At 37.1% G+C, this 22356-nt stretch carries 19 protein-coding genes; 4 read left to right on the top strand and 15 right to left on the bottom strand.

Annotation, left to right across the window (positions count from 1 at the left end; genetic code table 11):
• Entirely contained in the window at positions 1-1803 is a 1803-nt protein-coding gene (gene typA / locus EV07_RS03865) for a translational GTPase TypA (protein WP_036917492.1), read from the bottom strand.
• Positions 1804-1887: 84 nt separating this feature from the next.
• Positions 1888-2523, bottom strand: a complete 636-nt coding sequence (locus EV07_RS03860; RefSeq protein WP_446727369.1) for a M15 family metallopeptidase — start codon at positions 2521-2523, stop codon at positions 1888-1890.
• Between the two features lie 234 nt (positions 2524-2757).
• Here EV07_RS03860 and chlP point away from each other — a divergent pair, with 234 nt between their 5' ends.
• A complete protein-coding gene (chlP, locus tag EV07_RS03855; RefSeq protein WP_036917489.1) occupies positions 2758-4101 on the top strand; it encodes a geranylgeranyl reductase in 1344 nt (447 codons plus the stop codon).
• 29 nt (positions 4102-4130) lie between these two features.
• On the opposite strand, the gene glyS is transcribed toward chlP, so the two are convergent.
• Positions 4131-6302, bottom strand: coding sequence for a glycine--tRNA ligase subunit beta (gene glyS, locus EV07_RS03850; protein WP_036917487.1), 2172 nt, complete (start codon positions 6300-6302; stop codon positions 4131-4133).
• An 88-nt stretch (positions 6303-6390) separates the two neighbouring features.
• Between glyS and EV07_RS03845 the strand changes: the two genes are divergently transcribed.
• The gene (locus EV07_RS03845) at positions 6391-8187 is read left to right on the top strand and encodes an NADPH-dependent assimilatory sulfite reductase hemoprotein subunit (RefSeq protein ID WP_036917486.1); all 1797 of its coding nucleotides are present in this window, start codon (positions 6391-6393) and stop codon (positions 8185-8187) included.
• Here EV07_RS03845 and EV07_RS03840 read toward each other — a convergent pair.
• From EV07_RS03840 to EV07_RS03795, 11 genes are all read right to left on the bottom strand, one after another.
• The gene (locus tag EV07_RS03840; protein ID WP_081936957.1) at positions 8166-8819 is read right to left on the bottom strand and encodes a M15 family metallopeptidase; all 654 of its coding nucleotides are present in this window, start codon (positions 8817-8819) and stop codon (positions 8166-8168) included. The two genes, EV07_RS03845 and EV07_RS03840, sit on opposite strands and share 22 nt — an antisense overlap.
• Before the next feature lie 170 nt (positions 8820-8989).
• Positions 8990-11521 carry an ATP-dependent DNA helicase RecG gene (gene recG, locus EV07_RS03835; RefSeq protein WP_036917482.1) on the bottom strand — a complete coding sequence of 844 codons (2532 nt, stop codon included), beginning with the start codon at positions 11519-11521 and terminating at the stop codon, positions 8990-8992.
• Positions 11476-12561, bottom strand: a complete 1086-nt coding sequence (locus tag EV07_RS03830; RefSeq protein ID WP_193742707.1) for a hypothetical protein — start codon at positions 12559-12561, stop codon at positions 11476-11478. Before EV07_RS03830 ends, recG begins: the two co-directional genes overlap by 46 nt.
• Positions 12562-12698: 137 nt before the next feature.
• Positions 12699-13412 (bottom strand): translation elongation factor Ts, encoded by a 714-nt coding sequence (gene tsf, locus EV07_RS03825; protein ID WP_275040931.1) that lies wholly within the window; start codon positions 13410-13412, stop codon positions 12699-12701.
• 23 nt (positions 13413-13435) lie between these two features.
• A complete protein-coding gene (gene rpsB, locus EV07_RS03820; RefSeq protein WP_036917477.1) occupies positions 13436-14149 on the bottom strand; it encodes a 30S ribosomal protein S2 in 714 nt (237 codons plus the stop codon).
• A 129-nt stretch (positions 14150-14278) separates the two neighbouring features.
• Positions 14279-15205, bottom strand: a complete 927-nt coding sequence (locus EV07_RS03815; protein WP_036917475.1) for a glycosyltransferase family 2 protein — start codon at positions 15203-15205, stop codon at positions 14279-14281.
• Between the two features lie 95 nt (positions 15206-15300).
• A complete protein-coding gene (locus EV07_RS09615) occupies positions 15301-15450 on the bottom strand; it encodes a hypothetical protein (protein ID WP_152557534.1) in 150 nt (49 codons plus the stop codon).
• A 28-nt stretch (positions 15451-15478) separates the two neighbouring features.
• Positions 15479-16171: a DevA family ABC transporter ATP-binding protein gene (locus EV07_RS03810; RefSeq protein ID WP_036917474.1), complete on the bottom strand. Its 693-nt coding sequence runs from the start codon at positions 16169-16171 to the stop codon at positions 15479-15481.
• Between the two features lie 30 nt (positions 16172-16201).
• Positions 16202-17374: an ABC transporter permease DevC gene (devC, locus tag EV07_RS03805; RefSeq protein WP_036917471.1), complete on the bottom strand. Its 1173-nt coding sequence runs from the start codon at positions 17372-17374 to the stop codon at positions 16202-16204.
• Positions 17371-18210 (bottom strand): efflux RND transporter periplasmic adaptor subunit, encoded by an 840-nt coding sequence (locus EV07_RS03800; RefSeq protein ID WP_413293962.1) that lies wholly within the window; start codon positions 18208-18210, stop codon positions 17371-17373. Before EV07_RS03800 ends, devC begins: the two co-directional genes overlap by 4 nt.
• A 59-nt stretch (positions 18211-18269) precedes the next feature.
• The gene (locus tag EV07_RS03795; RefSeq protein ID WP_241434007.1) at positions 18270-18929 is read right to left on the bottom strand and encodes a phycocyanobilin:ferredoxin oxidoreductase; all 660 of its coding nucleotides are present in this window, start codon (positions 18927-18929) and stop codon (positions 18270-18272) included.
• Between the two features lie 126 nt (positions 18930-19055).
• Between EV07_RS03795 and EV07_RS03790 the strand changes: the two genes are divergently transcribed.
• Both EV07_RS03790 and EV07_RS03785 read left to right on the top strand, forming a co-directional pair.
• Positions 19056-20330: a M16 family metallopeptidase gene (locus EV07_RS03790; protein ID WP_036917467.1), complete on the top strand. Its 1275-nt coding sequence runs from the start codon at positions 19056-19058 to the stop codon at positions 20328-20330.
• Between the two features lie 3 nt (positions 20331-20333).
• Complete coding sequence (locus tag EV07_RS03785) at positions 20334-21584, top strand: M16 family metallopeptidase (protein WP_036917466.1); 1251 nt, start codon at positions 20334-20336, stop codon at positions 21582-21584.
• A gap of 41 nt (positions 21585-21625) precedes the next feature.
• Here the strand turns inward: EV07_RS03785 and EV07_RS03780 are convergent, their stop codons facing one another.
• Positions 21626-22333 (bottom strand): class I SAM-dependent methyltransferase, encoded by a 708-nt coding sequence (locus EV07_RS03780; RefSeq protein ID WP_036917465.1) that lies wholly within the window; start codon positions 22331-22333, stop codon positions 21626-21628.
• Positions 22334-22356: the final 23 nt, after the last annotated feature.

Genomic DNA, 22356 nt, shown 5'->3' with positions numbered 1-22356 from the left:
TTAGCGCTTACTATGTTTCTTTACTGGCATTTTTCTTAATCTTATTGATTCAGGTGTAACTTCAAGCATTTCTCCAGGTCCGATGTATTCAAGGGCTCGTTCTAAAGTAATATCAACAGGTGATTGTAAACTATCTAATTCATCTGCACCAGCTGATCTCATATTAGTAAGTTGCTTTGACTTACATATGTTAATTTCTAAATCCTGAGGTCGGTTATGTTCTCCAATTATCATTCCTTTATAAACATTAGTTCCTGGATTTATAAAGAACTGTCCACGATCTTCAGCATTCTTTAAAGAGTAGAAGGTAGAAACACCCTCTTCAAAAGAAATCAAGACGCCATTCCTTCTTGTTTCAAAATCTCCTAGCATTGGCCGATATTCAAAGAAGGAATGACTCATAATACCTTCTCCTCTAGTTGCTCTAATAAATTCACCCCTAAAACCAATCAAGCCTCTTGAAGGAATAAGGAATTCCAATTGAGTTCTCCCATCATTTGTATTAAACATATTTTGCATTTCACTTTTTCTCGAGCCAAGTTTCTCTATACATGTTCCTACTGATTCTTCAGGCACATCTAACACCAATGTTTCCAATGGTTCACATAAAATTTCATCAATAGTGCGAAAAATTACTTGGGGTTGAGAAACCTGGAATTCATATCCTTCCCTTCTCATTGTCTCAATTAATATACCCAAATGAAGTTCTCCCCGACCGCATACCGCAAAACGATCAGGGGAATCTGTCTCTTCAACACGTAAAGCCACATTGGTAAGCAACTCTTTAAACAATCTCTCTCTTAACTGCCTACTTGTAACAAATTTCCCTTCTTTTCCCGCAAAAGGAGAATCATTAACAACAAATGTCATCTGAAGAGTTGGCTCATCAACTTTAATCAAAGGGAGTGCCTTTGGCTCATCAGGGCAAGCTATTGTTTCTCCTATATTTACATCGTCAAAGCCAGTTACAGCAACAATATTGCCAGCGTATGCTTGATCGATTTCTATTCTTTGCAAACCTTCGAATCCCATCAATTTAGAAATCCTTCCTTGCTTTAGTTTCCCATTTTCTTTAATTAGAGAAGCTCTTTCTCCACTTCGAATGACACCATTATGAACTCTTCCGATGATAATTCTTCCAAGAAAATCAGAGTAATCTAGCGAAGTAATTTGTAATTGCAAAGGCTTAGTTTCATCGCCAATAGGAGGGGGTACATGGCGAAGAATGGCATCAAAAAGAGGTTTCATATTTTCACTCTGAGTTGACATATCTGGTTTCGCATAACCACCTATCCCACTACCAAACAAATAAGGAAAGTCGCATTGATCATCGTCAGCGCCTAGTTCAATAAAGAGATCTAAAACTTTATCTACAGCAGTTTCTGGGTCAACCCTTGCTCTGTCGATTTTATTAACAAATACTATTGGCCTAAGCCCTTGCTCAAGAGCCTTTTTCAAAACAAATCTAGTTTGAGGCATAGGTCCTTCATTAGCATCTACAATTAACAAACAGCCATCCACCATCCCTAAGACTCTTTCAACTTCCCCACCAAAATCAGCATGCCCTGGGGTGTCAACAATATTTATCCTTGTATCGTTGTAAATAACTGCTGTGTTTTTAGAAAGTATCGTAATTCCTCTTTCTCGTTCCAAGTCATTTGAATCCATTACACATGTTGGAACCTCTTCATTTTCTCTAAATATGCCTGATTGACCAAGAAGAGCATCTACAAGCGTTGTTTTTCCATGGTCAACATGTGCAACGATTGCAATATTCCTAAGAGCTTGTTGATTAGAAATCATGAAAAAACAGCTCTAAGAAGAAGAAATACCTTAAAGCATAGAAATTGAAGAATATCCCAAAATGTGCACCTTTATGCAAAAAAGCTAATAACTTCTTGAGTTTCTTTCCATGCGCTGCCTGTTATTAGCAGGTTCAAATTCCCTTAAAGCATCAACTGTGCCTTCAAATCTCCAATGCCAAGGCTCGTAGCTCACACCTTGTGAATTACCCTTAGGAAATGAAAGAACAAAATGGTATTTAGCTGCATATTTTTTCAACCATTTAAAAGCAGGTGTATCTTCAAACGTAACTTCAAAATCGGTTCCTCTCATAGTTCCATCACCTAAATCAATTGCATAACCTGTACTGTGTTCAGAATATCCCGGTGGTGCAGAAACCTTTGCCCGCTCAATAGCAATTTGATTTCTAATGGATTTATTTTCATAAAAAATCTGTCCTTGAAGGTCTAAAGAACGAAACCCACTTAAAAAAACCAAGCTAATTCCATCAGCAGCAGCAGCAGCACGCATTTTCTTCAAGGCTTCAAAAGTATCATAATGAACTTCTAAGCCTGGATAGACTGAAATGAGATCGCTTTTAGGCGCTTCAGCATATGGGAAATGTCCTAACAAAAGTCCGTCTTCAGAAATCAAGGAATTGAGTTGATTTTGCCGCACAGAAATAGATAATTTCTGAAGAGATTTAGAGCGAATAGTAATAAAAACTGAAGTTAGAGTCACAAAAACCAGAGCGACTAAAAGATATCTAAACCTTGTGGAAGAGAGTCCTCTAACCGGCTTAAACCTTCTTGCAAGTGGGATCTCACCAACATTATTAATTTGAGATCGTTCTTCTCTCCGCACAAAAACAAATTAATTTACTATTTCGATCGTAACGGTCTTAGTCAACTAGTTCATACAGTAAATCTTATTGATGTAGGTTTTAAAATAAGACTATTAAGATTTCATCTAAAAATGTTGCGTGTTGCTGTAATCGGTGGAGGGCCAAGTGGTTCCTGCGCAGCTGAAATCCTTGCAAAAGCAGGAATTAAAACATGGATTTTTGAAAGGAAGCTTGATAATGCAAAACCATGTGGGGGAGCAATACCCTTATGTATGGTTTCTGAATTTGATCTTCCTGATTCCATAATTGATCGCAAAGTTAGGAATATGCGTATGATTTCCCCCTCCAACAGAGAAGTTGATATAAGCCTTGACAAGGTTTATGGAGAAACTGACAACGAATACATAGGTATGTGTAGAAGGGAAGTAATGGATGCTTTTATGAGGGATAGAGCTGCTGAGTTAGGGGCAAACTTAGTAAACGGACTGGTTACAAAAATAGAAACCGGCTCTCAACGTCAAGGGCCTTATACTTTAAGTTACTCTGATTACTCTAATGGGGGATCTAAAGGAGAACCCAAAACTTTAGAAGTTGATCTAATTATTGGTGCAGATGGCGCAAATAGCCGAGTAGCAAAAGCAATGGATGCAGGAGACTATAACGTAGCTATAGCGTTCCAAGAAAGAATCAAGCTACCTGAAAAAGAGATGGGCTATTACGAGGATTTAGCTGAAATGTATGTTGGAACCGATGTCTCCCCTGACTTTTATGGATGGGTCTTCCCTAAATATGATCACGTAGCAGTAGGAACAGGGACAATGCAAAAAAACCAATCTCTGATAAAAGACCTACAAGAAGGTGTAAGAGAAAGAGCAAAAAAAAGGTTAGTCAATGGTGAGGTTATAAAAGTAGAGGCACACCCGATCCCAGAACATCCAAGGCCTAGGCGTGTTGTAGGGAGAATGGCGTTAGTGGGTGATGCAGCAGGATATGTTACAAAAAGCTCTGGGGAAGGCATCTATTTCGCAGCTAAAAGTGGCCGAATGTGCGCAGAAGAGATAGTAGAAGCCAGTCAAGGAGGAAACAAGATCCCCTCTGAAGACGACCTGAAGAAATATATAAAAAAATGGGATAAAAAATATGGTGCAACCTATAAGGTTCTTGAAATCCTGCAAAACATCTTTTATTCAAATGATGGGGCTAGAGAAGCATTTGTCGAAATGTGCGATGACCTTGATGTTCAACGTCTCACTTTTGATAGCTATTTATATAAAACTGTCGTAGCGATGAAACCCTTACAACAGTTAAAACTTACATTTATGACTCTAGGCTCTGTTTTAAGAGGGAGAGCCCTTGCTCCAAAGACCTATAAACCTGTTCCTAGCACAGTTAGGGACGAAAAAGAAGTCAACAAAATGCTTGAGATCAGCACTATAAAAGGAGGAATCAAAGTAGGTGCTAAAAAATCAAAGTAAGTTCAGTTAAGAAAGTTATTTTTTAATAGTTAATGCGTGATCTGATCAAAATCCGCGATTAATTTAGCTTGATTAGTTAAAACACATAATAAATTCAATCTATTAGTTCGTACACTTTCATCTGCCGCCATTACCATAACGCTCTGATCACCATCAAAGAATTCTGACAAAGTTTCTGAGCCAGAAGCCAACCCATCCGCCAATTTTTTGTACCTATCAATAGAAGTACTTTTAGCAATAGGTTCAAGAGAATTAACAACATTCAACATTGCTCTTTCGCTTTCCTTTTCAAACAAGTCAGGGTTTACAACTTCTGAAGCACTGACAAGAGAAGATTCCAATGTAGATTTTTCAGCAAGTTTTGATGCTCGATTAACTACGTATTGAACGGCAGAAAGCATTTTATTCTCTCTCATTTCCTCCAACAAGGTTACCCTTCTAAGAACATCTGTCGGGTCGTTAAGCAAGCGTTCTTTAGATATCGACTCTCCTGCCACGGCATGGACAATATCAATATCAACACCTGACTCTTCAAGAAGACTAATAATTCTCTGATGAAAGAAATCAAATAAATCATTAAGCAAGGCCTTAGCAGATACCTTAATCTCAGGGAAAAGCTTTAGCCAATGATCTATTGAACATTCAAGCAGATTACATAAACTTATATCCCAGTCTTGTTTCCAAATAATTTGGAGAAGGCCATTTGCAGATCTTCGCAAGGCATATGGATCTGAGGATCCACTTGGTCTTTCCCCTTTTAAAAATATACTTAACAACAATTCAAATCTGTCTATTAACGAAAGTGCTGATCCTGCGAATGATGTAGGCAATTGACTCCCAGATCCACGTGGTAAATATTGTTCAAGAACAGCTAAGCTAACATCTCTTGATTCTCCTTCAGCAAGAAGGTATTTTGCTCCAATTATTCCTTGTAATTCAGGAAACTCACCAACCATCTGACTAACTAAATCATGCTTACATAAATGAGCAGCTCTTTTTAAGTCACTGGATTCTTGCTCTGATAGTTGTTCTCCTAAATTATCAATAAAGATTTGTGCAAGCCATTGGATTCTTTGCACCCGATTAAACAATGAGCCTAATCCATCTGCAAAAGTTACTTTCTTCAATTTATCTATTCGACTAATACTAGAAATAGATCGATCGATATTTATAAAGAACTCTGCATCTGAAAATCTAGCCCTTAACACTCTTTCATTACCATCCCTAACAAGTATCTTTGAGTCTGGCAAACTATTACTTACACAAATAAAATTTGAGGTCAAAATCCCCTTAGCATCTAACGCAAGTGGGTCTATCAACGGGTTACTAATAAAAAGTGGTATGTATCGCTGATGAACCTGCATCACTGTACTAAGCACTTCAGCAGGAAGCTCTAGAAAAGATTGGTCAAATTGTCCAATAATTAAAGATGGGAACTCAACTAAATCTGTAAGCTCATCCAATAATTTACTTGTTAAACCAGCTCGAGCACTGAGCTCATCACAGGAGTTCTCTACCAAGTCTTGAATCAAATTATGTCTTTCATTTCGATTAACTATTACTCCAGCTTTACGAAGAGTTCCCTCATATGAAGTGGCAGAAGAAATAGAAATCTCTTTTTCATAAAGTCTATGCCCCCTACTTAAACGTCCACTACGGATTTGAGGATCTGCATCAGTAATGATTAGATCTAATACCTTGTCATCAATAAGAGCAACTATCCATCTCACTGGACGAGAAAATCTCATATCACCAACTCCCCAACGCATAAAGCGTCTTCCCTGTAGACAATTAATCCATTTAGGAATCAGTTCAACCATCAAATCAACAGCTTGCTCTCCTTTCTTAAGGATGTTCCCAAAAACAAATTCACCTTTTGGCGTCTCCCTTGTTTTCAAGTCATCCAAAGACAACCCATAACGCTTTGCAAAGCCTTTAGCAGCATCAGTAGGGCAGCCTTTTTCAAAAGCTTTTGATGCAGGAGGGCCTTTACGTTCTTCTACAAAATCATCTGAACAATTAGCCAAATCGTCTATATTTACGGCAATTCTCCTAGGAGTACTAGAGCACGTAATTGATTTAAACCCAAGTCTATTCTGCTGAAGATCTCTTAAGATTAATTCTTCCAACTGAGAAACAACTAATCTAGCAAAATCAGCAGGAAGCTCCTCAGTACCAATCTCAAGTAAGAACTTAGACACAAAAATAAAAGATGATCAACAACACTTTATTGAAAATACAATTAAAAAGTATCATTAACTTGGATACAGCTTATAAAAAAGCCAATTCGTGACATCTGAACGTACAAAAAACTGTGAGAGCAAGGAGACTGAGCTGTCTCCTTGCATTGCCAATGGACAAGATCGTTCCAAATTCGAACAATTCAAAGCTGATAGCAATTTTCTTAGAGAACCTCTTTTTTCAGAACTAAAGAATGAATCAACACACTTTTCAAATGATGCCGTTCAACTCCTGAAATTTCATGGTAGCTACCAACAAGATAATCGTGAAAACAGAATCAAAGGCTCAGATAAAGATTGGCAAATGATGCTTCGACTTAGAAGCCCAGCTGGATATATACAAGCACCCTTATTTATTGCCCTTGATAACTTATCAGAGCGTCTTGGGAACCAAACGCTTAGAGCTACAACAAGGCAAGCCTTTCAGATGCATGGCATTCGCAAAGAGAATCTAAAAGAAGTAATAAATACAATTATCAAATCCATGGGGTCAACACTGGCTGCATGTGGAGACATAAATAGAAATGTAATGGCACCAGCCGCACCCTTTGAACATGATGGATATCCTACTGCCCGTAAATTAGCTAATGAAATTGCCAACTTACTAACCCCTGTAGCAGCCGAAAACACTTATCTGGAACTTTGGGCAGATGGAGATCTTTCTTACAAGATTTCACATTCTAGAAAGGTCAATGAAATAAGAAAACACCAAATGTCCAAGGGCATATTCAGTGGACAGTCAAAAGAGCCTTTATACGGAGAAACATATCTTCCTAGAAAGTTCAAATGTGCCGTCACCATCCCTGGCGATAACTCAGTAGATCTCTTGACTCATGATATTGGCCTAGTAGCCTTCACGAAAAGCAATGGGACATTAAAAGGGTGCAATGTCTACGTAGGTGGGGGCATGGGACGAATGCATAATAGCGATACGACCTTTGCAAGAATTGCTGATCCACTTGGCTATATAGAAGGAAAAGATGTTTTACCATTAGTCCAATCAATTCTTGCCCTACAAAGAGATTATGGGAACAGGAAGTTAAGGAAGAATTCACGCATGAAATATCTTCTTCACAACAAAGGAATTGATTGGTTTAAAGAAAAACTCTTTACCAAATATTTCCTTAAAGGTGTACATGACCTTGTAGAAGAGCCACCAGCCAAGCTTAAAGACTACCTTGGCTGGAATAGACAAAACAAACAGCTTTGGTTTCTAGGTATTCATCTAAACTCAGGTCGTTTATCAGGAACATTAAAGAAAACAATTAGACATCTAATTGAAAAATATCAACTTGAAATTAGATTGACTCCAAACCAAGATCTCCTACTTTGTAATATTGGAGATTTTCAACGTTCATCAATAAATCATGAATTAAAAGGAGCAGGTATAGATATTGCTCCCTTTAAAGAATCTATTAAAAGACAAGCTATTGCTTGTCCTGCACTACCTCTATGTGGTCTTGCAATTACAGAAGCAGAGAGATTCTTACCCAAAATAATCAAAAGAATAGAAAGTCAACTAAAAGGTCTAGGGATAAATAGATCGATCCTGCTAAGGATGACAGGGTGTCCAAATGGATGTGCTCGACCTTACATGGCTGAGCTGGCTTTAGTTGGTAGTGGTATCAATCAATATCAGCTTTGGCTAGGAGGAAGTCCTGATCTTAAAAGATTAGCGAGACCTTACCTTCAAAAAATGCATTTAGACAACCTAGAATCAACACTTAATCCATTATTTGTTAACTGGAAACAATTTGGAGTGTCAAAAAGTTTTGGAGATTATATTTCTTCCATGGATTCTAAAACAATAATGCAATTGCTTAATCATGGTTCTACTGCTCCATAATGCGCAGCTTGCAAATTCTTCACCCAAGCCCAAAGCTGATCTCCATAACTAAAATGCCACCACTCATGGGGATGTTGAACAAAGCCAGATTTCTTCATAGCATCAGATAAAAGCACACGCCTAGAATGCCATAACAAATAGTCAGGATGATCTATAAATTCTTTTTGCCTAATATAATAATTTGGCTCTGAGACTGGTCCAATACAATCTATTTCACCTCCCATATCTAAAGGGATCCCCTTGGCACAAGAAATTGTCAAGTCAACAGCTCCACCAGTACTATGGGGTGGAGGAGATGCAAGGTCCAAGCTAGGCTCCGCCCAGAATTTACTAACAGTCTCAAAAACTTCTTTTAACTCAAGTGAATTAGCATTCTCTTTTCTATTAACTCCACGCGCTAGACATTCTTGATTAATTGCATAATCATACATAAATTGTTGAACTCTTATAGGTCGCCAAGCATCAAAAATTGCTAAAGAGTAATGGCGATCAATTTCCTTAAGGTGTTTCTGTGCTGCTAACAAGCGATCAACCACATTGCCCCTCAACATCCATGGAGAAACAGAGTCTCCATAGGGGGCACCTAAAGATTTATAAGAATGTGGCTCCAAGCAATAAAGTTCAACAGGCAACCTAATTAATGGCTCCTTTGAATAAAGGATAGGGATCTTATTCCATGCTCTTAACACTACACAAAACTATAGAGGTAAGTTGTTAATCCCTTAAAAGGAGATTTTGCTTAAACCCAGGTTATATCCACAATCAGTAAAATGACCAAAAATAATTTTTTTTAATTATTTTATTAATTAAGTTGTGTCCTTGAAACAAGACGGTCCCAATATTCATCCAACATCTCTCTAAGTAAATTATTTTCAATCAAGTTTGGATCTTTTTTTAAAATTCTTGCAGCTTCATCACGAGCACATTCAAGTATGCCTTCATCGTCAACAAGGTTAGCCAATGCAAAATCAGGCAAGCCAGATTGGCGTGTGCCTAAAACTTGTCCTGGACCACGTAAGCGTAGATCAATTTCTGATATGGCAAAACCATCATTTGATTGAACAAGCACTTCTAACCTGTTTCGTGTTGCATTTGTTGCAGAAGTATCAATTAGGATGCATTTAGAGCTCGCAGATCCTCTCCCAACTCGGCCACGCAATTGATGTAATTGCGAAAGGCCAAATCTATCAGCATGGTCAACAACCATTACAGTAGCCAATGGAACATCTACACCAACTTCTATAACAGTAGTAGAAACAAGTACCTGGATTGCATTATTTGAAAATCTATTAATGACATTCTTCTTATCAAGGCTATTCATACGTCCATGCAATAAGCCGACCTCATAATTAGAAAAAATATCTGTAGATAAATCATGATATACGTCTATAGCTGAACGTAATTTCAACTTATCTGATTCGTCTACCAAAGGTAATACTACATATGCTTGTCGTCCCAACTTAATTTCTTCCTCAATAATTTCATATGCTTTGTTCCTTTCTGAATCTCGAAGGAGAAGAGTCTTTATTGGGGTTCTACCTGGTGGTAGCTCAGTGATTTGGCTGACATCTAAGTCGCCATGAATTGAAAGAGCTAATGTACGAGGTATTGGTGTTGCTGTCATGGTAAGGAGATGAGGGTGCAGCCCTTTATTAAGCAAAAGATTCCTTTGATTGACACCAAACCTATGTTGCTCATCTACAACCACAAGTCCTAAGCGCGCAAAAGAGACCTTGTTTTCAATGAGAGCATGAGTCCCTACAATTATTTTCAAGTTACCCGTCGCCAAATCAATCTCAATTCTTTTCCTGTCAGAGGAAGAGGTTGACCCCGTAAGCAATTCAACTGTGACATGTAATTGCGGCATCCATTTACAGAGAGTTAAATAATGCTGATGAGCAAGGACCTCAGTTGGAGCCATAAAAGCACCTTGCCAACCTGACTCAACAGCCTTTAAAAGTGCAGCAATTGCTACAACAGTTTTACCACTTCCCACATCTCCTTGGACTAAACGAGACATTGGTTTTGACAAGGCGAGATCTGACTCAATTTGATTAAGAACATGTTGTTGTGATCTTGTTAAAGAAAAAGGTAAAAGAGATAAAAACTTCTTTGCCAATCCAGTTTTTTCATTATGATTTGATAAAACTGGTGCCTTATATCTCTCAAGTGCTCTTCTGCGTTTGAGAAGACCAAGTTGAAGGAAAAGAAATTCATCAAAGACAAGTCTTCTTTTTGCCTCTTTCAGAGATTGTTGAGTTATTGGCTTATGTATTTGATAAATGGCATCACTTTTCTTTAACAACGAGAGTGAATTAATGCTATCTATAGGCAAAGGGTCTTCCCATGTACGTGACAATGAAATTACTGAATAGACAAAACCCCGAATTCGTTCTGCAGAAAGGCCTTCTGTTAAATGATAAATAGGCAAAATCCTACCAATACCTCTTGATTTAACAACTGAATAATTGCTTTCTAAGATTTCTATTAACGGATCACTAAATGACTTGCCAAAACTACTTGAAGACTTGACCAAGCCGCTAATTGCCACCAATGATCCTTTGGGATACAAAGATTCCTGCCTTTTAAGAAAAGATCTATTACTAAACCTCTTTCCAACAAAGAATTTGGTTACTTTGACTCGACCTGTGATGTCCTCCAATTGTAATTCAAGAATAGACAAATTCGGATTACGTGGACTTGTAAAAGAGCTGGTACGTCTTATTGTTGCTACAACAGTAGCTGTTTCACCAGGCTCCAAAGATATAATTCGCTTAAGGGCTGAATAATCCACGTAATCTCTTGGGTAATGCAAAAGAAGATCTTTCACAGTAATTATTCCTAAAGCCTTAAAACATTCAATCATTCTCGTTCCAACGCCCTTTATATGTCCTATAGAACTATTAAGAGAAAGAGCCTTGAGAGTTCGACTATCTTGCAATTGTCCTGAGTCAACTGAATTAGCTATTTTTAATTTAGGAGGAGCAAACGAGGGGGGCGATTCATACTTATTACTTAAAAGGTGAAGAAATTTCCTTGTATCAATTACAAGTCTACGTCTTTTAGACAACTCCAATGAAGAATAGTCTTCATACGATGCGGCCAAATCAATAAGAGCTTTATTGACATCTCCTGAGAAAAGAGATGATTTGAATCCTTTTATTTCTCTACTCAAGAAAGAATTAAAGCATTCATTTCTTCCATCTAAATTTCTGAATTCATTCTCAGCTTCCACTGTCAAAGCCTGTTGCAAAGGCCTAATCCAATCTTTCAGCTCATTTATAAGCCTTAAGACCTTTTTATCTGTTTGTTTGTCTGAGTATTCTTCAACCACTGCTCTCTAACATCGTTTGCAAGGGATCTGTTTTGCCAATAACGTTGTTGGCGCATCATTTTGATCAGGCTATTACGTTGTTCTGTGATTTGCTGCCTACATTGCTTAAGCTTTAAATGATCAAATTCTAATTCAGACGGTCGAATTAAGAGGCATTCAATATCTATTTCATTATCTAACGCAGGTGACATAGGCAACCGTAATCTAAGAATATTAGAAGGTGCATGCACAGATGCCACTTGCCCTGCAATAACTGCATCTAAAAGATTCGTAGGAATAAAACTATTAATAACTCCTATCTTGATCAACTCAATATTTATTGAATGAGAGAGATCCCTCAATGTCCTGTTAAGAGCTAAGTCAATACAAGACATCCATTTGAAAAGTTCCTCTGGCTCGCTTGGTAAAGAATCCTCCACCTGGACATTTTTATCTTTGGGATCTAATAACGAGTCATTTTTATTTATATGTTTTGTTGTATTTGTCTTCGATGCAAACATATTACTAGCGACCAGAAAAATAGACTTTACAAGGTCTAAATCTTTTTCACTTGAAGATAAATCATTAGATTCTAGGCTTCCTTCCTCCGTTTCAACTTCTACAATTTCTTCATCCTCACCTACAAATAAATCCAATGTATTTTCATAATTATAATTACACGAATGTAATTTTTCACTGGATAAATTCCATCTTGTAAAATCAATTTTATTTTCAGTTGGCAAATCCAAGCTAAGATCTAAGGAACTGTTATAATTTTCTGAATTTGATGATGAATCAAATTGATCTTTCTCTAACAAATCCTTGTTAGAAAGAAGCAATCTCTTTACATCCTTTTGCTTTTGCTTTTGCTTTTGCTTTTCTAATTTTTCAGAGAAGAGTAGTAAATTCTGGAGAGTCAAATAAGATAGATGCTTGGACAAAGTTTCATCTATTTTCTCTAAAAATGAAGTATTTGAATTATCAATAGATAAAGATCTTGAATTGTTCTGTGTAGATAAAATCAAATGAAGAACCGCCTCTTTAACCACATCAGGAAGCATTGATCTAATCAATGACAAGTAAAAGCTATTAATTTTATATATATCTGAAGATAAAGATACACATTTAGTATTCAAAAGCTCTAACTGCTTTAGGGGATCAAAAGAGGACTTGTTGTGTGAATTTAAGGCCAAAATATTCAAGTAGACATTGAAGCTACCTCTGCTGCAAAATCTGAGTCTTCTACATTGATCCCTTCACCCAGTGTATAACGTGTAAATCTTCGAACTCTCAAATTCTCACCTAGCTTTCCTGCAACTTGTTTTACAAGTTGTTCAACAGTAATAGAACTATCCTTAATAAAAGGTTGTTCTATTAAAGCAAGTTCTTTTAATCTTTTAGATATTCTTCCTTCTACGATCTTTGCTTTAATTTGATCAGGCTTGCCAGCCAAATCATCTCTTCCCATCTCTATAGCTTTTTCCTTTTCAACTATATCGTTTGGGATATCTTCTACTTTTACGTATTCAACATTAGGGCAAGCAGCAACTTGCATAGCAACATCTCTTAAAAGTCCCTGAAATAAATCTCCACGAGCAACAAAATCAGTTTCACAATTCAATTCTATAAGAACTCCCACTCTTGCACCTGTATGGATATAACTGCCTATTGCTCCCTCAGCGGCAACACGGCCGGACTTCTTCTCGGCACTAGCTATGCCTTTTTGACGAAGCCATTCAATTGCTTTTGACATATCTCCATCAGACTCTGCCAATGCCTTTTTACAATCCATCATTCCTGCACTTGTCTTATCTCTAAGATCTTTAACAAGTTTTGCTGTGATATCAGCCATTTTTTTAATGTGAAGGGTGAAAAATCTGTCGTTATTTTTGAAATTAGGGTAACAGCACAGATATAAACCCTAAAGCTTTTCTCTTAATATCTCTGTCTTCCTCTTTGATCATTTGAACCATGTCGACCTTCATTGATAGCATCAGCGAGTCTACCTAAAACAAGCTGCACAGATCTAACTGCATCATCATTACAAGGAATAGGCACCTCACATAAATCTGGATCACAATTGGTATCTAGCATTGAGATAAGGGGGATGTCTAATTTCCTAGCTTCTAACACAGCATTTGTTTCTCTACGCTGATCAACTAAAACAACAACATCTGGCAAGCGCTTCATACCTTTTAAACCACCAAGATACTTCCGAAGTCTTTCTAACTCATGCCTTAAGACAGATGCTTCTTTCTTAGGTCTCATTGCTATCGCTCCACTTGATTCCATCCGCTCAAGATCCTTAAGACGATCTATTCGAGCCTTCATTGTTGTCCAATTGGTGAGCATTCCACCAAGCCATCGTTGATTTACGTAAGAAGCTCCACATCTTGCAGCTTCTTGAGCTACAACTTCTGATGCTTGCTTTTTAGTCCCAACAAATAAAAACCTCTTTCCACTTTTGGCTGCATTTCTAGTCCATTTATATGCATTATTCATGCATATTGCTGTTTTAACTAGATCTATAATATGAACTCCATTTCTAGCGCTATATATATAGCGTGACATTTTAGGATTCCATCTTCGAGTCTGGTGACCAAAGTGTGCACCAGCCTCCATCATCTCTGAAAGAGTAACAACAGCCATTTTTAAAGGGTTTCGGGTTTGCCTCCATCTGACAGGGAATCAAAGCTTTTTATAAAAGTCTGATCACCCGAAACAGTCAGATGTGCGGAGATTTATTTACTTAGGTAATTTAGCAAATGATCTACAAAATTATCTTTTCAATCTGGCTTCCCGGAAAATCTGCCTCACACCAATAAGGTTTAAGGGGATTCGTAATAATTCCATCGCAAATCCTGAGAAACCTCTCCGAATCAAATACTTCAATACCGGCCTAAGTGTTACCTCATTTATAATCCCACCTAAAGACAAAGTCTCCCAAAGAAATCTATGGAACAAAGTGAATTGGATAATAAAACGTACCCGATTACTAGGATGTTTTCGATAAAAGACCATAGCCATTTTGGCTCTTTCAATCTCAACTTGAATTAACGAAGGGATCTGATCAAGTGATAAAGGCGGGTGCCAATGATATCCGACTGCCTTTGGACATTTGATTAATTCTGTACCAAATTGTCGAAGGCGTTCCCCTAATTCCAAATCTTCCCAACCATATAATTTAAATGCAGGGTCAAAAAGGCCAGATTCTTCTAATAAGTTTTTATCAATAGCTACGTTCCCAGTAGCAAAGTAAGCCCATGAAAGATCTCTTATTTTTTTTCTTTCTGATGTGGGGTTTTGAAAATCAGCAGTATTTATAACTGCACCATAAGTAAAACAAAGCCTATCCCCTCTCCTTCGCCATGCTCTCTGCAGACAGAAAGCATGGTTTGCAAGAAAAGAGTCTGTAACAACCAAATCACTATCAATAAAAACTATGACATCTCCCCTAGATTGCTCGACACCCTTATTCCTCCCTAATCCAGGACCTCCATGATCTTGCTTGGTTAAAATTAAATGAGGGAATAATTCTGAATTCCTTTCCAGCCATTGATATGTTCCATCTGTGGAACCATCATCTACAACAATTACTTCATAATCATCGAAGGAATTTGATGATTTTTGACTCTCAAGGGCAGTTAGACACTTCTCAAGAATTTGCAATCGATTATATGTGGGTATGACGACACTTATGAACATGCTAAATAGAAGCCAAGATTGAAAAACAATTAATTCATATCAGAGCACTATGGTTAAGTTACCAAAATCCTAAGTAGAGAGAGTAATCAATCGTCTTAATCAGCTGCTCCTCCATTATTAGCAGTTCCAGTAACTCCATTACCTGCCCCCGAACCATTTTCACGAAGTTTACGTTTTTTAAACTTCCTTGCATAAGCACGATTTCTTTCTTGCTTTTCTTTCTTGAGATTTCTTCGCTTTGACATACGATAAAAATTTTATTCTTAACATAGCCTACTGAATAATCGGTAGGATCCGTCCATCTTCCATTTTTAATAGACGATCTGCCACATCAAGAATTCTTGGATCATGAGTAACCATTAGGACTGAACAATTCTGTTCTACTGCTAAACGCTTAAGTAAAGAAACGATTTCTCTTCCTGTAACACTATCAAGTGAGGAAGTTGGTTCATCTGCAAGTAGTAATTTTGGTTGTGCAGAAAGGGCTCTAGCAATAGCAACTCTTTGTTTCTGTCCTCCAGATAGATCATGAGGGAGTTTATTCATTTCATACTCAAGCCCAACTGCTGTCAACCATTTTCTAGCACATTCTCTTCTGGCCCTATAAGACAGTCCTTTCAATAAATCCGTCCCCATCTGTACGTTCTGCTCAGCGGTAAGACACCTTAAAAGATTATGACCTTGAAAAATCATGCCGATATTCTTTCTAAGAACTTGCCTGGTTTTTCTTTTTGAATTTCTAAGCTGATAACCAAGAACAGATAATTTACCTTTTTCAACTTTTCTTAATGCGCCTATCAGAGTAAGCAACGTAGTTTTTCCGCACCCTGAAGGACCAGTTAAAAGAACAACTTCTCCTGGATTAATTTTCATCGAAATAGAATAAAGCACTTGCTTTCTTGTTAAACCCCTCCCATACCAATGACTTAGTTCTTCAATCTCAACAGTTGGGAAATTATTTGTCAAAGTTTTTAAGTATGCAGAATCTAAGCTTCACTAAAAAATATCAGCAGGATCTGCATCCACCAACCTTCGCATTGCAGCAGAAGCTGACACCATACACATAAAAAGGATCAAAAAGAATACAAGTAAAGCTCTATAAGGATCCATAGCTACTGGAAGTTTTGTAGATGTTCTGACAAGCGCATATAAAGCCTCCCCTGAAATATATGCAGGCAGATAACCCATAACTGCTAAAAACAACCCTTCTCTCGCAACTACTCCTAACAAGGTTTTCAACCGATATCCCATTGCCATTAATGTTGCATATTCAGCCAAATGGTCACTTACATCGCTATAGAGAATCTGATAAACAATTACACAGCCCACAACGAACCCCATTCCAGCACCTAAAGTAAATATAAAACCTATAGAAGTGCTGTTTCTCCAATAATTCTTCTCAAAATCAATGAAATCTTTCCTGGTGAGGACTTTGACATCGTTTGGCAAGCTTGAATTCAATGAGCGAAGAACCCTTTGGTGATCTGCATCTTTTCTCAAGCGAACCAAACCTATTTCAATACTCCCAGGAGGCGTACTCGGCATTAATTTAAGAAAAGTTTCTCGACTAGTAATTAAATTCCCATCTGCTCCGAAAGAAGGCCCAAGGCTTACCAAGTCTGCAACTCGAACTCTTTTCCCAGCCACTTCAGTTTCTACAATTTTACCTTCAGAAAGCCATTGAGATATAGGTCCAAATTCTTCTCTGGAAAGCTCATCAAATAAAACACGGCCAGAATTTTTTAATTTTTGCGCTTTGCGAGGAAAGTCATTATCAACCAAAAGAGCATTTCCTGGTTCAAATCCCAAAGCAAGAATTGCTCTTGTTGAAAGAGTTTTTGGATTACGCCAAAGCAAGAAATTCCAATTCACAGGGGTTGTACCTACAACATCTTTATGAGCCATTGTCTGAACAAGTCTTCTTCGAGGGAAACCACTCATGCTGATTGAACTCATGGAACGAGGACTGATTAAAACCAAATCGGCATCAAATAATTTGTGAACAGTGACACTTGCATCAAACAAGCCATCCCGAAAACCTAATTGCATAAACATAAGTATCCCAGCAAAACAGATCCCCGCTATTGCAACCAGTAAACGAAGAGGTTGCCTTGTTAGCAAAAGCCAAGCCAAAGGAATCCCTCTACGTTTCCAAAAATCAAGTTTCATAATGGTACAAATCGAGCTATTACTTTCATTCCTGAAAAGCGTTCTACTCTTAATGCTGAAGAGGGTTCAAGTGACACACGAACCTCAACTATTCTTGCGTCAGCATCTCCCGTAGGGTCAGTTGCCAATACTCTTCTCTGTCTGACTTGAGGACTTATTTCTCTAACCTGACCTCTAAGAGTTCCATTAAAACCCCCATTTTCACTGGTCAAAGTTACAGCCTGACCAATGGTTACTCTGTTTATATCTGATTCATAAACTTCTATAAGTGCTTCCATTAATTGGCTGGATCCAACTTCAAGTACACCATCTGAATCAGGTCTTTCTCCTTCTCGGGAATTAACTTTTAAGATCATCCCGTCAATTGGACTTTTCAGCTCACTATCATAAAGATCAATTTCAAGAGCTTTGATTTCGGCCAGCACCTCTTTTTTGTTTCCAATTAACTCCAATAAATCATCATTTCTCTCATCCAAAATAACTTTTGGAGATCCACCTTGAAGAACCGATTCTTTATATCTACTAATCTCTCTTTTTTGAGATATTATCTTATTATTAATAATATTTAAACGTGCATTACTAATATCTAAGTCAGCAAGGATTTTAGGTTTATTATCAAATATTGCAAGAACATCACCCTTCTTAACGGAATCACCTTCAGTTATAAATAATTTAGAAATCCTAGGGGTGCCACCAAAGCCTGTTATTGGTGCTGCTAATAATCTAACTTCTCCTGAAGGAGATAATTGCCCTAAAGCTGCAACAGCTTCAATGGGTCTAACAACAAGAGGTGAAGAATCCTTCTCTTGTTCTATTGGTGATATTCTTGCAAAAATAAGCCAAGATATAGTCGAAAGACAAATAAAGGCAGGGTATAAAAAACGTTTCAATTTACTTATAATTCCGATTTACTTGGTAAATCAAAAAGGACCTTATCAATATATTGATTAGCCCAGGGCATTCCGAAAGTTTTAGCCAAGACGTTACGTGTCTTGTCATTACGTTTTTGCTGAAGGCAATAATATTTTTGTCTATTATATCTATCACTAACTCGTGGATCATCATGGAGCTGAGGATCAATCGAAGCAGAATAACAAATAAGAATATTTAAATAAGAATCTACCAAATTCAAAAAAGACTTATTTTCGTTTGAATTCATTGGGCTAACAAATTGAACATATGGGGAAAAGATATCTCCCCATTCCGGTAATTCTCTAACTATCTTAAAAGAAGGGAATTTTAATTTTGACAAGTCATAATCAATAGCACTAGGGAGTGATTTGCTAACAGGTGATAAGTCAACTATTGCAGCAGAGATTATGCCTGGGACAGCAACAAGATCTACTCCAAATATTGGCAAATCAAAAAGCGGGTCTGGGAAAAACACTGCATGCAAGACTTCTAAAGATGAACCAAGCTTAGCTGTTTCCAAATGAAGCTTTCTAAACCCTCTTGCTTGATTAAGTTCATTGACAATGAATAAATCATCCCCTTCTGATTTTCCATAAATATTTTTCAAATCAGGCTCAAGCTCTAATGGCGCAACATTTGTCAGGCCTTTAGCTCGATCCCTAATCCGATCTGCAACTAACTCTAAAAGGAGATTCAGAGGAAAAGATTATGAAAACATTTACCCAACACTATGCGAAAAAGGATCACAATGGAACTTTGATATTCAACCCTGGAAAAATCCATCCAAGCTCCAAAATCTCTCCATTTTCAGCTCCCAAACAAAACCAACTGTGTAGTTGCCAATGTTCCCAATGCACCACTGACATGTCTAGATATCTGGTGCAAAGGAGGAAGTGCTTTTGAGAAAGAAGGCGAAGAAGGCCTAGCTCATTTCCTAGAACATATGATCTTTAAAGGAAGCAGTAAGTTAAAAGAGGGAGAATTTGACAAGAAGATAGAGTCCTTAGGCGGTAGTAGCAATGCTGCCACAGGGCTAGATGACGTTCATTACTATGCCCTAATTCCTCCAAAGCATTTATTTACTGCAATCGACCTTTTATCGAACCTTGTATTAACACCTTTATTAAATGAGAAGTCATATTCTTTAGAAAGAAATGTTGTCTTAGAAGAAATTGCACAATATAAAGACCAACCTGAGGAACAGGTCTTTCAAGCCCTTCTTGAAAATTGCTTCCTCAATCATCCTTATGGAAGATCTATTTTAGGGTTTGAAGAATCACTACTTTCCAGAACACCTGAGGATATGAGGTTATTTCATTCCAGACAATATCAACCAGAAAATATGTCGATAGGGATAGCTGGCTATATTCCAAAAAATATTCAAGAGTACCTAAATGAAAATCTTTTAGCAAAAAGAACTTCTAATTTTTGTAATAACAAATCTATTAAAGAACAATCAAGCCAACTTACTTTTTCTTCAGGAAGAAAAGAAATAGAGTTTCCAAGACTAGAATCTGCTCGAATAATGATGGCATGGAGTCTACCTCCTGCTAAAGACCAGTCATCTCTTATCGGGGCTGATATAGCCGCATCATTACTGTCTGAAGGTCGAAATAGTCGTCTAGTAAAGCATTTAAAAGAAGACTTACGAATTGTCGAGTCAATAGATATAGATATAACATCCTTGGAATTAAGTGGAATATTGATTTTAGAGGCATATTGCTTGGAGAAAGATTTGGAAAGAGTAGAAATAGAAATCAGACAAGTATTAAAAAGTTGCCTCACAGTTCCCCCAACAAAGAAAGAAATGGAACGTGCCAAAGAATTAGTTAGAAGCAGTTTTTGTTTTGGTTTAGAGTTGCCTTCAAATATCGCTTCAATTTCTGCTTCACAAGCCCTTTGGGAACGTCAGCAACCTCTATTACAACCTTTAAAATATTTAGATACCTGGAAAGAAGTTAATATCAAAAAAGAAATATTTGCTCATATCCAACCAGAGAATAGTTTCACATTAATTGCAAAGCCTTCAAGGAGTATTAATTAAACGATGCAATCATTAAAAATTATATTAAGCCCATGTTTATCTCCAGGAATATTATCTGCCAAACTTTGGATTAGAGAAGGTAGTAGAGCAGACCCGGATAAAAAGCAGGGCCTTCATAATCTTTTAGGTTCATTATTAATTAGAGGTTGTGGTCCATATAATAATCTCGAAATGGCAGATCTAGTAGAAAGGAGTGGTGCTTCCCTGGTATGTGAGACATATGAGGATGGTCTAATGCTTTCACTAAAGTGCACAAAGCAAAGAAGTAGTGATTTACTACCTCTTTTATCTTTAATGATTACGCAACCTCTTATAAATGATGATCAAGTAAAACTGGAGAGAAGTTTATCAATTAAAGCAATTAAAAGACAGCGCGAGAATCCTTTTCAAATAGCTTTAAAAGGCTGGAAAAGACTTGCCTATCATAACCATCCATATAGTAAAGAAACTCTTGGTATAAAAGAAGATCTTGAAAATATATCAACAAATGATGTTTTCAATCTATCGAAAAAGATTCTCTATAGGCAAAAAGCATTAATCATTTCAGGCTCATTACCTGCTAATATTAATGATTACTTCAAAGATCTTAAGAAAACTTGCTCAAATTCGAAAAGAAATCAGGAAGATCCTATTTATAAAGGCAGTATTAATACAAGAAATAAATCGAATTTAATCTCTTTAACTAATCAAACTACGAATCAAGTTGTATTACTTCTAGGGAAAGTTACAACATCACATTCCAATCCCGACGACTTAGCATTAAGAATACTTAATTGTCATTTGGGATGTGGCATGTCAAGTGTCCTATTTCAAAGGCTAAGAGAGGAGAAGGGTTTAGCTTATGATGTAGGTATTTATCAACCAGTAAGAGAGTTTGATGCACCTTTTTTAATTCATGCATCTTCAACGAAAGAGAAGGCAATGGAAACACTAATCAACATTAAAGAATGTTGGATGAATTCACAAACGAAATTAATATCAGAATCCGAACTGGAGTTAGCAAAAGCAAAATTTAAAGGGAATATTGCTCATAATTCACAAACAATTTCTCAAAGAGCTGAAAGGAAAGCTCATCTAATTGGCTTGCAAATTAATGAGGATTATGATTTACAGAATCTAAAAAGGATCGAACATATCGACAACTTAGAGATTCTTCGGGTTGCACAATTATATTTAAAGGATCCCATTCTTAGCTTATGTGGTCCAATTGAAGTTATTAATAAACTTTCTGATTACTGGACTAAGGACTTCTAAATCGTATAAGGAGCCAATTAACTACATAAAACCTTAATTAATTAGCATGAGATAGGAATAATACCAAAAACATCTACATATCTATCATCTATTTCCAGCACCTCAAAATTCTTAAAAACAGAGTGCTCTAATTTGTTTTTTATTTCTTTGGCAGTGTAGGCAGCATTTAAAGAAGCCATGAAGTCTCTCATCATTAGAGGAGATGCATCAGGGATATATTTCTTTTGAATAGCTAAAGCTTCTTGTTTTGTAGAAGGTCTACGCAAATCCCTATGAAAGTGTAACGCTCCTTTTTTGGAAACACTTTTCAACGCTCTAAGGAAATCACTGAAGTCATGAATGTGATGCATCAAACTATTGCTAACAACCAAGTCAGCGCTTTCAAAAAACATAGAGGCACCTCTTCCTATTGCTGAAATATTAGTTTTGATATACGAAAAACCTTCTAATTTAGAGAGTTTTTTATCAAGGATTTTTCTTTTTCTAGCAACTTTGAGCATCTCAAATGAATCATCAATTCCAGTAACCGTTGCATTAGGCCAATGAGAAGCGATTCTCTCAGTAATATTCCCAGGTCCACACCCCAAATCAAGTATCACAGAAGATGCATTGATATTCCCCCCAGATTTTTTAACAAAATCAACTAGGGTGGATACCATCATTTTATCACTAATTGAAAAGTCTGATTCGGCGTAAGCCTTTGCCTGATCAGGGTCAATCATTAGCTCTGGTTCTCTTATACGTTTCATATAATTAACTGTTCTTCAAACAA

This window comes from Prochlorococcus sp. MIT 0603, assembly GCF_000760215.1.
Taxonomy (GTDB): Bacteria; Cyanobacteriota; Cyanobacteriia; order PCC-6307; family Cyanobiaceae; genus Prochlorococcus_E.
This window is presented reverse-complemented; position numbering and strand designations above follow the sequence as displayed.

Bases quoted from the DNA above. Each gene is read 5' to 3' on its own strand.
- EV07_RS03815 (WP_036917475.1), bottom strand. From the start codon at position 15,205: ATGTTCATAAGTGTCGTCATACCCACATATAATCGATTGCAAATTCTT.
- EV07_RS09615 (WP_152557534.1), bottom strand. From the start codon at position 15,450: ATGTCAAAGCGAAGAAATCTCAAGAAAGAAAAGCAAGAAAGAAATCGT.
- EV07_RS03785 (WP_036917466.1), top strand. From the start codon at position 20,334: ATGCAATCATTAAAAATTATATTAAGCCCATGTTTATCTCCAGGAATA.
- chlP (WP_036917489.1), top strand. From the start codon at position 2,758: ATGTTGCGTGTTGCTGTAATCGGTGGAGGGCCAAGTGGTTCCTGCGCA.
- devC (WP_036917471.1), bottom strand. From the start codon at position 17,374: ATGAAACTTGATTTTTGGAAACGTAGAGGGATTCCTTTGGCTTGGCTT.
- typA (WP_036917492.1), bottom strand. From the start codon at position 1,803: ATGATTTCTAATCAACAAGCTCTTAGGAATATTGCAATCGTTGCACAT.
- EV07_RS03780 (WP_036917465.1), bottom strand. From the start codon at position 22,333: ATGAAACGTATAAGAGAACCAGAGCTAATGATTGACCCTGATCAGGCA.
- EV07_RS03830 (WP_193742707.1), bottom strand. From the start codon at position 12,561: ATGCTTCCTGATGTGGTTAAAGAGGCGGTTCTTCATTTGATTTTATCT.
- rpsB (WP_036917477.1), bottom strand. From the start codon at position 14,149: ATGGCTGTTGTTACTCTTTCAGAGATGATGGAGGCTGGTGCACACTTT.